Genomic DNA, 12,456 nt, shown 5'->3' with positions numbered 1-12,456 from the left:
CGTCACGGGTGAGGTCGGCGGGGTGGCGGGGTACGGCGGGCGCGGCCCCGCCGGGCTGCGGCGCGCATCGCGGCGCGGGCCAGCTCCGGCCGGTCGGCGGCCCCGTCGAGGCTGGCGGCGAGCGCCCGCACGGTCGGGTGGCGGAACAGGTCGAGCATGGTGATCGAGCGGCCGGTGGCCTCGGTGAGCCGGGCGTGCACGGCGGCCAGGGCCATCGAGTGGCCGCCGATGTCGAAGAAGTTGTCGCTCACGCCCACCTGGTCGCGGCCGAGCACGTCCCGCCAGATCCCGGCGATCAGCTCCTCGGTCGCGGTGAGCGCGTCCGAGCCGGCGGGCAGCGGCGCGCGGGCCGGTTCGGCCGTCGCGACGGTCATCGCGCCGAGCGCCGCGACCCGTACCGCCGGGCGGGGCAGCTCGGGCGCGACCTCGGCGGCCGGGGCGTCCGGGTCGGCGGCGAGCGCGCCGACCAGGGCGGCCAGGTCGGCCAGGAGCGCTTCGATCCGCTCGCCGGTGAACAGGTCCGGGTTGTGCACCACCTCGACGCCGGCCCGCCCGTCGCGCTCCACGACGTAGACGGTCAGGTCGAACGGCGACCCGGGCTTGGGCACCGGCACCGGCTCGACGGCCAGGCCGGTGAGCGTCAGCCGGGGCGCGACGAAGTTGAGCACGTTGAACAGCACCTGCACCAGCGGGGCGCGGGAGGTGTCCCGGCCCACGCCCAGCGCCTCGACGACGCGTTCCAGAGGCGCGCCCGGGTGGGCGGTGACCTCGTGCAGCTCGGCGGCGGCCCGGTCGACCTGCTCGGCGAAGCTCGCGCCGCCGGAGCGGACCCGCACCGGCACGGTGTCGATGAAGAACCCGATCACCTCGTCGAACGCGGCCAGCCGCCGGTCGGCGACGATCGCGCCGAGCACGTGCTCGTCGCCGCCGGTGACCCGGCGCAGCAGCTCGCCGAACGCGGCCAGCAGCACCGCCGCGACAGTGGTGCCGCGCCGGGTGGCCAGGTCGCGTACGGCCCGGTCGGCGGTCCCGTCCAGCCGTACCGCGGCCTCCGCGCCGGCGTACGTCTGCACGGCCGGGCGGGGACGGTCGCGGGGCAGGTCCAGCACTGTGGGCGCGCCCGCCATGTGCGCGGTCCACCAGGCCAGGTCGGTCTCGCCCCGGCGCCGGTCCCGGTCGGCGCGCCACACCGCGTAGTCGGCGTACGTGGCGGGCAGCGGCGGGCGGCCCGGCACGGACCGGCCGAGCGCGCGGGCGTACGCGAGCGCCAGCTCGTCGTAGAGCAGCGCCTCGGACCAGCCGTCGAAGACCGCGTGGTGCACCGTCACCGCGAACACGTGCTCCTGCGCGGCGAGCCGGTACACGGTCACCTGCCAGGGCGGGCCGGTGGCCAGGTCGAACGCGTGCCCGGCGCCGGCCGCGAGCATGCCGGCCAGCTCGCCGTCCGGGTCGGCGGCGCCGGACAGGTCGACCACCGGCACCGCCACGTCGGTGGGTTCCTCGCGGACCGCGTACGGCACGCCGCCGCTCTGCGGGATGCGCCAGCGCAGCACGTCGTGCCGTTCGGCGACGGCCCGCAGCGCGGCGCCGAGCGCGGTGACGTCCAGCGGCCCGCGCAGCCGGTGCGCGACGGCGATGTTGTACGGCGCGCTGGACGGGGCGAGCTGGTCCATGAACCACAGCCGCCGCTGCGGCGGGGACAGCGTCGGCGGGTTGCCGGTGGTGAGCCCGTCGGCGTCGGCGGGATCGGCGGCGCGGACCCGGTCCACGAGCGCGGCGAACGTGCGGTCGGCGAACAGCACCCGCGTGTCGACCTGCCGGCCCAGCTCGGCGCGCAGCGCGGCGACCAGCCGCATCGCGGCGACGGAGTTGCCGCCGGCGGCGAGGAAGTCGCTGTCCGGGGCGGGTGCCGCGCCGAGCAGCCGGGTCCAGACGCGCCGGACCGCGGCCGTCACCGGGTCGTCGTCGGCGGGGGCGTCGGCCACGCCGGCCGGGGCGGTCGCGGCCAGCTCGCGCAGCGCCGGCCGATCCAGCTTGCCGGTGGTGGCGCTGACCGGCAGCGCGTCCAGCCGCACCGTCCGGGCCGGCAGCATCGCGGTGGTCAGCCGCGTCGCCGCGTACGCCCGCAGCTCGTCGTCGTCCGGCGCGCCGGCCGGGGTGAGGAACGCGACCAGCTCGGCGCCGGCCGGGCCGGGCACCGCCTCCACCGCGACCCGCTCGACGCCGGGGCAGGCGGCCAGCACGGCCTCGATCTCGCCCAGTTCGATGCGCTGGCCGCGCACCTTCACCTGCCGGTCGGCGCGGCCGAGGTAGACGATCCGGCCGTCCGGGCCCTGCCGGACCAAGTCACCGGTGCGGTAGAGCCGCTCGCCGGCCACGTCGCCGAACGGGTCGGGCACGAACCGCTCGGCGGTCAGGCCGGGCCGGTTCAGGTAGCCGTCGGCCAGGCCGGGGCCGCCGATCAGCAGCTCGCCGGTCTCCCCCGCCGGCACCGGGCGCAGGTCGGCGTCGACCACGTACGCCCGGTGGTTGGGCAGCGGCCGGCCGATCGGCATCGGGTCGGTGTCGGCCGGGGTGAGGTCGCAGGTGACCGCCAGCACCGTGGTCTCGGTCGGGCCGTAGCCGTTGAGGAACCGCCGTCCCGGCGCCCAGCGGGCGACCAGCTCGGCCGGGACCGCCTCGCCGCCGCAGAGCAGCACCCGCCACGACGGGAACCCGGCCGGGTCCAGCAGCGACAGCACGGTCGGGGTGATGAAGCCCCAGGTCACCTCGTGCTCGGCGACGAACCGGGCCAGCCGTACCGGGTCGGCCCGGTCGTCGGCGCCCAGCAGCTGCACCGCGCCGCCGAGCGTGAGCGGCACGAACAGGTCCATGGTGGCCGCGTCGAAGCCGAGCGAGGCGATGCCGAGGCTGCGGACCGAGGCGTCGGCGCCGGTCAGCGCGCTCACGCCGGTGACGAACTCGACCGCGTTGCGGTGGGTGGTCAGCACGCCCTTCGGGCGGCCGGTGGAGCCGGAGGTGAACAGCACGTACGCCGGGTCGCCGGGGCGGGCCGGGCAGGGCGCGAGCGGGGCCGGGCCGGGCAGGCCGAGCGCCGTCACGCCGGGCTCGTCGCCGAACTCGGCGACCGCCGCGTCACCGACCACCACCCGGACGCCGGCGTCGCGGGCGATCCCGCGCAGCCGGGCCCGGGGGCCGCCCGGCTCCAGCGGCACGTACGCGGCGCCGGCGAGCAGCACGCCGACCACCGTGACCACCAGGTCGGGGGTACGCGAGCCGCACACGCCGACCCGGTCGCCCCGGCCGACGCCGTGCCCGCGCAGCGCGGCGGCCACCCCGGCGGCCCGGTCGACGAGCTGCCGGTAGGTGAGCCGGGTGTCCCACTGGCGCACCGCCACCGCGTCGGGGGTGCGGGCCGCCTGCGCGGTGATCAGGCCGGCGAGGGTGGCGTCCGGCCAGGGCAGGTCCGGGCCGTGGACGGCGCTGACGGTCAGGGTGTCGGTCACCGGAGTGCTCCAAGGTGCTCGGCCGGGTCGGTGATCTGGAGGCGCAGTTCGCTGACGTAACCGCGGCCCCGGGCGTCGGGCACCCAGGCCTCGGTGGGTGCGGGCAGCAGTTCGGAGACCACCACCGGCACGTCCGGCCCGGTCCGCAGCGCGGCGTCGACCATCGCGCACAGCGACTGCGCGTACAGCGGACCGGTCAGGTCCACGTAGCACGGTTTGACCTCGGTGCCGACCTTGACGAAGACCCGTTCGGGCAGGCCCGTCTCGGCCCGCCAGCGGCGTACCGCCAGGTAGCGGGCGGTCTCGTCGGGGTGGCCGCCCAGCCCGCACGCCCCGGCCGTGGTGCGCCAGGTGCGCCGGGCCACGACCAGCCGGTCGATGGTGATGCGGGGCGTGTACGCGGCGGCGCCGAGCAGCTTGAACGCATCAAGCAGCAGCGAGCCGAGCAGCGTGGCGAACACCTCCATCAGCGGCCAGCGGGCGCCGTCGGGGAAGACGGCGGTGAGCTGGTCGCCGGTGCGCTCGACCACCACGGCGGTGGCCGGGACCAGGCGGTCCACGTCGGCGCCGTGCGCGGTGTCGATGCCGAGCTGGCGGTCCTCGGGGCCGGTCAGCGCGTACGTGGTGCGGGTGGTGCGGCGGGGGAAGCTGTCCGGCCAGAGCACCCGCAGCCGGGCCGGGCCCAGGTCGGCGTCGAGGTCGGCGCGCAGCGCGGCCGGGTCCGGGTGGAACGGGCTGAGCACCGCGCTGTCGAAGGCGACCGAGGCCGGGTGCAGCTCGCCGAGCACCAGCAGGAAGTCGCCGCGCTCGACGGCCTCCGGGGAGACGGCGCTGAGCTGCACGTCCGGGTTGTGCAGGCGGGCCGACGGCCAGCCGGGCCGCGTCGCCGGGAACAGCTCCCGGGCCCGCTCGGTCAGGTCCACGGCGCGCAGCCGCAGTTCCGCCTGCCCCTCGGGCAGGTCGGCCAGGCCGAACAGCTCGGCCCAGCGTGCGGTGAGCGTGGCGCCGGCCCGGCCGATCGGGCCGTCCGGGGCGACGAGCGTGCCCTGGGCCAGCAGCCACAGGTCGGCCAGCCGCACCGGCCCGCCGTCGGCGGCGAGTTCCTCGTGCAGCTCGGTGAAGAGGTCGCCGCAGCGGGCGGCCACCTCGGTGGTGAACCAGCGGGCGGTACGCAGCACCACCGCCATCGGCTCGGCGAGCGCGTCGAGCACCGCCGACCCGATCCGGAACTCCAGGTCGCGGGCGGTCTCCTCGTAGCAGACGGTGCGGGCGGCGTACATCTGCCCGCTGTGCCGGGTGGCCGGGCGGCCGGTGACGGCGGTGAACTGTGCGTTGAGCGCGGCGAGCGCGGCGCCGAGCCGGTCCGGGTCGCCGGCCGCGGCGGCCACCTCGTCGCGGGCGGCGCACAGCCGGCCGAACTCGGCCGCCGTCGCGGCGCGCACCGGCTCGTCGCCGATCGCGGCGATCCGCGCGGTGAGCACGTGCTCGGCGTCCGGCGCGATCGGCAGGTTGGCGCCCCAGTTGAGCTGGCCGCGCTCGACCCAGCGGTCCAGCAGCAGGTAGACGTCGTCGGCGCCGTGCACCTCGCCGGCGTCGCACAGCCGCTGCGCCAGCTCCACCGCGGGCGTGCGTCCGTCACAGGCGCCGAGCACCAGCGCCTCGACCGGGGTGAGCGCGATCGGCGGGTGCAGCGGCCAGCGCAGTTCCCGCCCGGCGACGGTCAGGTGCGGTTGCAGGGCGGGCGCCCACCAGCGGCGCACCGCGAGGTCGTCGGCGAGCCGGTCGGCGTACGCGATGAGCGCCCAGGCCTCGAAGTACACCCGGCGCCGGTGCACGAGCGCCTCACCGGGCACGGTGTGCACGCCGCGCTGGGAGGTGTCGAACGTGCCCCAGCAGACCGGGCCGAAGAAGCCGATGGTCTCGGCCTTGCCGCAGTAGCGCTGCCAGTAGCGCAGCAGGCTCAGCTCGCGCTTGCGGCGGCGGACGTTGCGGACCTGCGGGTCGGTGCGCAGCAGCCCGTCCAGCGCGATGAGCATGTCCGGGTTCTGCCAGGTCACCGCCTCGCGCAGCAGCGGGTCGGCGGCCAGCTCGCCGGCCACCGCCGACGAATCGGCGAACGCCTCGGCCAGCGCCTTGCCGAACACCTCGGGGCCGGTGTCGCCGGCGAGCAGCGCGTCCGCGGCGGCGGCGCAGTCCGGCGCGGCGAACCGGTCCAGCCCGGCGGCCGGGAAACCGGCGGTACGCAGGACCACGTCCCGCCACACCGACCAGCCGGTCTCGCCCAGGGGCAGCAGGTGGCTCACCGGTGGTCCTCCCGCCGGGCGTCGGCGATGTGCAGGCGCAGCTCGCTGAAGTAGCGGCGGCCCTGCCCGTCGGGCACCCACGCCTGATCCGGTGCGGGCAGCATCTCGCTCACCGTGAACGAGACGTCGTCACCGCCGTCGACCCGGGCGGCGCGCACCATCGCGCAGAGCGTGGTGGCGAACGCCGGCGCGGACAGGTCCACGAAGCAGGGCTTGGTCTCGGTGCCGAGCTTGACGTACACCTGCTCGGGCAGGCCGAGGCGGCGGCGCCAGTCCCGGACGGCGAGGAACCGGTCCCGCTCGCCGTTGGGCACGGCGAGGCCGCTCTCGCCCACTGTGGTCCGCCACGTCTGCCGGGCCAGCACCAGCCGGTCCACGGTGATCCGGGGCGTGTACGGCGCGGCGGCGACCAGCTTGAACCCGTCCACGGCGTGCGCGCTGAGCGGCTCGGCGAAGATCTCGACGAGCGGCCAGCGCTGCCCGTCCGAGGCGGTGGCGACCAGTTCGCCGTCGACCTCGTCGACGACCAGGTCGACTGTGGGCAGCACGCGGGCCGGGTCGGCGCCCGGCGCGTCGAGGAACGCCAGGTGCCGGTCGGCCGGGCCGGTCAGCGACTCGGCGGTACGGCTGGTCCGCCGCGGCCAGTCCGCCGGGAACAGCAGCCGGACCCGCCGCTGCCCCATGTCCACCGCGAGCGCGTCGCGCAGCCGCTCCACGTCCGGGTGCGACGGGGTGAACACCGCGCAGTCGAACGACGACCAGGCGGCGTGCAGTTCGCCGAGCACCACCGTGTACTCGCCGCGCCGCAGCGCGTCCGCGTCGGTGGCGCAGATCTGCAGGTCGGGGCTGTGCATGGCGGCGTTGGACCACTCGGGCCCGTCGCCGGGGAACACCGCGTCGATCCGGCCGGCGAGGTCGGCCGCGCGCAGCCGCACGTCGGTGGTGCCGGCGGGCAGCGTGTCCAGGCCGAACAGTCCGGCCCAGCGGGCGGCGAAGTCCGCCGCGACCGCGTCGACCGGCCGGTCCCCGTCGCCCCAGAACATCCCCTGGGCGAGGAACCACAGGTCGGCCAGGGGAACCGGGGCGCCGGACTCGGCGCGCAGTTCCTCGTACAGGCCGCGCAGCACGTCCAGGTAGGCGCGGGCGAGCGCGTTGGCCAGCCAGCGGGCGGCGCGCAGCAGCACGTCCAGCGGGGCGGCCAGCTCGGCCAGCAGCGGCGCGCCGAACACCACGTCCAGGTCCCGGGCGCTGTCCTCGTAGCAGACCGTGCGGCCGGCGTACATCTGTCCGGCCCGGCGCACCGCGGGCACGCCGGTCAGCTCGGTGAACGTGGCGTCGAGGGCGTCCAGGGCGGTCCGCAGCCGGTCCGCGTCGCCGGCCGCGGCGGCGACGTCGTCGCGGGCGGCGCGCAGCCGGTCGAACCCGGCGCGGGCGGCCGCGCGGGCCGGCTCGTCGCCGATCGCGTCGATCCGGTCGGCCAGCACCCGCTCGGCGTCCGGGCTCACCGGCAGGGCCGCGTCCCAGGTGATCAGTTCCCGCTCGACGAGCCGGTCGAGCAGCGCGTAGCCGTCCTCCAGGCGGCGCAGCCCGATCGCCGGGTCGGCGACCAGGTCGGCGGCGGCGCGCCGGCCGTCGGCCGCGCGCAGCAGCGCGGCCTCCACCGGGGTCAGCGTCAGCGGTGGGCGGCCGGGCCGCAGCACGTCCCGGTCCCGGACCGCCAGGTGGGCCCGCAGCATGGGCGGCCACCACCGGCGCACCGCCAGGTCCGCGCCGATCCGTTCGGCGTACGCGGACAGCGCCCACGACTCGAACCACACCCAGCGCCGCCGGGTCAGGCTGTCGCCGGGGTTGACTCGGGCAACCTCCGGCTGCGCGGGATCGACTGTGACCCAGCAGCTGGGGCCGAAGAAGCCGACCGTCTCGTTCTTGCCGCAGTAGCGCTGCCAGTATTTGAGCAGGGCCCGTTCCCGGTCCCGGCGGCGCACGTTGCGGGCCGCGTCGGCGCCGCCGCGGACCAGCCCGTCGAACGCGACCAGCGCGCCCCGGTTCTGCCAGGTGACCGCCTCGCGCAGCAGCGGGTCGGCGGCCAGCTCGCTGAACCGCTGCGCGCCGGCGCGCAGCGCCTCCTCGAACTCCTTGGTGAACCGGTCCTCGCCGGCGCCGGTGGCCAGCAGCTCGTCGGCCGCCGCGGCGGCCCGGGGCGCGGTGAACAGGTCCAGCCCGTCGGCCGGGAACCCGGTGGTCCGCAGCATCGCGTCGCGCCACACCGACCAGCCGGTGTCGCCGAGCGGAACCCGGTGCGCGGCGCCGGCGGTCCCGCGACCGGCGGCGCGCACCGGGTCCGGACCCGCGTCCGGCGTGCCGGGGCGGGTGTCGATGGGCGCGGCGGTCAGGTCGGCCCGGATCAGCGCGGCCAGCTCGGTCAGCCGGTCGTGCAGGAAGAAGTGCCCGCCGTCCAGCTCGTGCAGGGTGAACCCGGCCGCGGTGTGCTCGGCCCAGGCGGCGCTCTGCTCGCGGCTGACCGCCCGGTCGGTGCGGCCGGCGAACACGACGATCGGCACCGGCAGCGGCTCGCCCGGCACGTGGCGGTAGTCGTCGACCCGGCCGAAGTCGGCGCGCAGCAGCGGCAGCAGCAGTTCCACCAGCTCGGGGTGGTCGAGCAGTTCGGCGGGGAGGCCGCCGCCCTCGCCGAGGCGGCGCAGCAGCTCGTCGTCGCCGGCCCGGGACAGGCCGTCGAACGGGCCGGGCGTGGCGACGTGCGGGGCACGGGCGCCGCCGACGTAGAGCCGCAGCGGCAGCGGGCGGCCGGTGCGGCGCAGCTCGCGGACCACGTCGAAGCCGAGCCGTCCGCCCATCGAGTGGCCGTAGATCGCGTACGGGCGGTCGGCGCGGGAGGCGATGGCGTCGGCCACCTCGGCGACGCTGAAGCGGGGGTCCTCGGTGATCCGGTTCTCCCGGCCGGGCAGTTGCACCGGCACCACGTCGACGTCCGCACCGAACTCGGCCGCCCAGCGCCGGAACGCGCTGGCGCCCGCTCCGGCGTAGGGCAGGCAGAACAACCGCACCGGCGCCTCGGGTCGGCTTCCGGCGGAGACGAACCAGTTCACCGCGGACCTCTCTGCACGGGGTCGATCCAGTGCCGGCGGCGCTGGAACGGGTAGGTGGGCAGTCCGGTGCGCCGGACCGTGCCCTCGGGGTGCAGCGCGTGCCAGTCGACGTCGCGCCCGGCGACCCACTCGGCGGCCGTCTCGCGCAGCGGGCCACCGTCACCGGCGATGCGGGCGCCGGAGTCCAGCAGCACGTCCAGCGCGGACAGCGCGGCCGGCAGGTCGGCGGCGACCACCGCCGCCCGGTGGGCGAACGTCCGCCGGCCCAGCGCCAGCGTGGCGGCCACGTCGGACAGTGCCGGGGCGGCCCCGGCGAGGTGGCCGCGCAGGCGGGCCAGCGCGGCCCGCAGCGCCGCCGGGGTACGCGCGGAGACGGGCAGCAGCCACGGTCCCTCGCCGGGCGGATCGGCCGGCTCGGCGGGCGGCGGCTGTTCCACCACGACGTGCGCGTTGGTGCCGCCCAGGCCGAACGCGCTCACCCCGGCGACCCGGCGCGCGTCGTCCGGCCAGTCCCGCGCCTTGGTGGGCACGTAGAACGGTCCGGCGGTCAGGTCGATCTCCGGGTGCGGGCGGGTGAAGTGCAGGTTCGGCGGGATCACCCCGTGCCGGACGGCCAGCACCGTCTTGATCAGCCCGGCGATGCCGGCGGCGGCGTCGAGGTGGCCGATGTTGGTCTTCACCGAGCCGAGCGCCGTGGACTCGGCGGGCGCGGCGCCCGCGTACACCTCGTGCAGCGCGGCCACCTCGATGGCGTCGCCAAGTGGCGTGCCGCTGCCGTGGCCCTCGACGAAGCGGACCTCGCCGGGCGCGACCTCGGCGGTGGCGAGCGCGTTCGCGACGGCGGCGGCCTGCCCGGCCGGGCCGGGCACGGCGAAGCCGGCCCGGTCCGGGCCGTCGTTGGTGACCGCCCAGCCGGGCAGGATCGCGTAGATGCGGTCGCCGTCGGCCTGCGCGTCGGCGAGCCGGCGCAACGCCACCACGCCCGCGCCGGAGCCGAAGCCGGAGCCGGCGGCGGCCTCGTCGAAGGCGCGGCACCGGCCGTCGGGCGAGGCGAGGCCGCCCGACCGGTGCCGGGGCCACATCACCGTGGACCCGCCGGCCAGCGCCAGGTCGCACTGGTAGTCGGCGAGGCTCTGCGCGGCCACGCACACCGCGACGAGCGAGCTGGAGCAGGCGCTCTGCACGGCCATCGCCGGGCCGGTCAGGCCGAGCCGGTAGGCCACCTGCCCGGGCAGGTGGTCGGTGAACTGGCGGCCGACGAGCCGGGCCTCCCAGTCGTCCGGGTCGACGTCGCCGACCACCGCCGGGTTGTCCATGAGGTGGAACAGGAAGTAGCGGTTGGCCGAGGTGGCGGCGTAGACGCCGACGAGTCCGGGGAAGCGCGCCGGGTCGTGACCGGCGTCCTCCAGCGCCTCCCAGGCGGTCTCCAGGAACAGCCGGTGCTGCGGGTCGGTACGGGCCGCCTCGTCGGCGCCGAAGCCGAAGAACTCGGCGTCGAAGTCGGCCACCCCGTCCAGGCGGCCGGTGGCGCGGACGTGCCGGGGGTCGGCGCGCAGGGCGGGGCCGACACCGAGCGCGGCCAGTTCCTCGTCGGTGTGGTCGTGCACCGAGTCGACGCCGGTGCACAGGTTCCACCAGAACGTGGCCACGTCGGGCGCGCCGGGGAACCGCCCGGCGACGCCGACCACGGCGATCTCGTCGCCGGTGTACTCGCGGGCGGCGCGCACCGGCGCGGCGGGCGCGGGCAGCACCGGGGCGCGGACCGCCTCGGGCGGGGCGTCCAGCAGCGCCGCCTGGGCGGCGACGCTCGGGTGGTCGAACAGGCGAAGCATCGGCAGGCGTACGCCGAACCGCTCGGCGAGGCGCTGCTGCACCTGACCCAGCAGCAGCGACTGCCCGCCCACGTCGAAGAAGCTGGCGGTGCGGGCGACCGCGTCGCGGCCCAGCACCGCGCACCAGATGTCGTGCACGGCGCGTTCGGTGTCGGTGGCCGGGGCCTCGCCGGCGGGCACCTCGGTGACCGGGTCGGGCAGCGCCCGCTCGTCGATCTTGCCGGTGACGGTGAGCGGGAACTCGTCGACCACCACCACCGCGCGGGGCACCGCGTAGCCGGGCAGCGCGGCGGTCAGCGCGGCGCGCAGCACCGCCGGGTCCGGGCGGGTTCCGGCCGGCCGGGCGTACGCGAGCAGTTCGCCGTCGCGGACGACGGCGCGGACGCCCGCGACGCCGGGCTGGGCGGACAGCACCGCCTCGATCTCGGTCAGCTCGACCCGGTGCCCGCGCACCTTGACCTGCCGGTCGAGCCGGCCGAGGCAGACCAGTTCCCCGCCGGGCAGCAGCCGGCCCAGGTCACCGGTGCGGTACGACCGCACCCCGTCGGCGTCGACGCCGAACCGGTCGCTGTCCTGGTTGAGGTAGCCGGGGGCGAGGTGGCGGCTGCGGACCACGATCTCGCCGGTGTCCGGGGCGAGGTCCAGCCGGTAGCCGGGGAACGCGACGCCCACCGGCAGCGGCCCGCGGGCGTCCGGGTCCACCTCGGACAGCGGCTGGACGTGCCGGGCGGCGAACGTCATCTCGGTGGCGCCATAGCCGTTGACGAGCACGCAGTCGGGGGCGAACCGGTCCCGGCCGCGGGCCGCGTCGGTCCAGGTGGCCTGCTCGCCGCCGAGCAGCACCGCCCGCACGGTGGGCAGGCGGCGCGAGCCGAGCGTGTCGAACAGGAAGCGGTAGACGGTGGGCGTGCAGTGCAGCACCGTGGCGCGGTGCCGGTCGAGCTGGTCGACGGCGTGCGCCAGCCCGTGGCGGCGCAGGTCGACCGGGACGACGGCGGCGCCGGTGAGCAGCGCCGGGTAGAGGTCGGGGATGGCGGCGTCGAAGCTGAACGACGCGAGCAGGCTGAGCCGGTCGTCCGGGCCGACGCCGAGCGCGGCGATCTGGTTGTCGACGACGTGGGCGAGGTTGCGGTGGGTCTGCCCGACCGCCTTGGGCACGCCGGTGGAGCCGGAGGTGAACAGCACGTACGCGAGCGCGTCCGGGTCGGCCGCGACCGGGTGCAGCGGGGCCGGCGGCACCTCGTCCAGCGCGACGACCGGGCGCTCGCCGGCCAGTGTGGACGCCAGGTCGCGGTGCTCGGCGGCGCAGGCCACGGCGGTGACGCCGGCGGCGTCGACCATGTGGCGCAGCCGGGCGACCGGGAAGCCCGGGTCCAGCGGCACGTACGCGCATCCGGTCGCGAGGGCGCCGAGAAGCGCCGCCACGGTCGGTGCACCGTGTGCGGTGAGCAGCGCGATCCGGTCTCCGGCGCGCAGGCCCGCGGCGGCGAACACGGCAGCGTGCCCGCCGGCCGCCCCGGCCAGCTCGGTGTAGGTGACCTCGTGGGTCTCACCGAGAAGTGCCGGACGTCCGCCGTGTACCGCCGAGATCGCGCCGAAACGATTGATGATCATCGTCTCTGCCATGTCAGGATGCGGGTTGCGCTCCACAGAGGGCAGGCAGGCAGCAATCGACGAATGTGATCATTGATCCCCCCCAGGACTTCAC

General features: G+C 76.9%; 4 protein-coding genes. All 4 read right to left on the bottom strand.

Annotated features, from left to right (window positions below; translation table 11 throughout):
* Positions 1-2: 2 nt before the first annotated feature.
* The 4 genes from M8C11_RS07310 to M8C11_RS07295 are packed head-to-tail and all read right to left on the bottom strand — an operon-like array spanning position 3 to position 12,374.
* Positions 3-3,506: an amino acid adenylation domain-containing protein gene (locus M8C11_RS07310; protein ID WP_252448940.1), complete on the bottom strand. Its 3,504-nt coding sequence runs from the start codon at positions 3,504-3,506 to the stop codon at positions 3-5.
* The gene (locus tag M8C11_RS07305) at positions 3,503-5,809 is read right to left on the bottom strand and encodes a lantibiotic dehydratase (RefSeq protein ID WP_252448938.1); all 2,307 of its coding nucleotides are present in this window, start codon (positions 5,807-5,809) and stop codon (positions 3,503-3,505) included. Before M8C11_RS07305 ends, M8C11_RS07310 begins: the two co-directional genes overlap by 4 nt.
* Positions 5,806-8,916, bottom strand: a complete 3,111-nt coding sequence (locus M8C11_RS07300) for a thioesterase domain-containing protein (RefSeq protein WP_252448936.1) — start codon at positions 8,914-8,916, stop codon at positions 5,806-5,808. The genes M8C11_RS07305 and M8C11_RS07300 overlap by 4 nt, the downstream gene beginning before the upstream one ends.
* On the bottom strand, positions 8,913-12,374 hold the full coding sequence (locus M8C11_RS07295) for an AMP-binding protein (protein ID WP_252448935.1): 3,462 nt from the start codon (positions 12,372-12,374) through the stop codon (positions 8,913-8,915). The genes M8C11_RS07300 and M8C11_RS07295 overlap by 4 nt, the downstream gene beginning before the upstream one ends.
* Between the last annotated feature and the right edge of the window lie 82 nt (positions 12,375-12,456).

Origin of the sequence: Micromonospora sp. CPM1 (assembly GCF_023896895.1) — a bacterium.
GTDB lineage: Bacteria > Actinomycetota > Actinomycetes > Mycobacteriales > Micromonosporaceae > Micromonospora > Micromonospora tulbaghiae.
The sequence above is the reverse complement of the archived record's forward strand: the minus strand, read 5'-3'. Positions and strand labels throughout refer to the sequence as shown.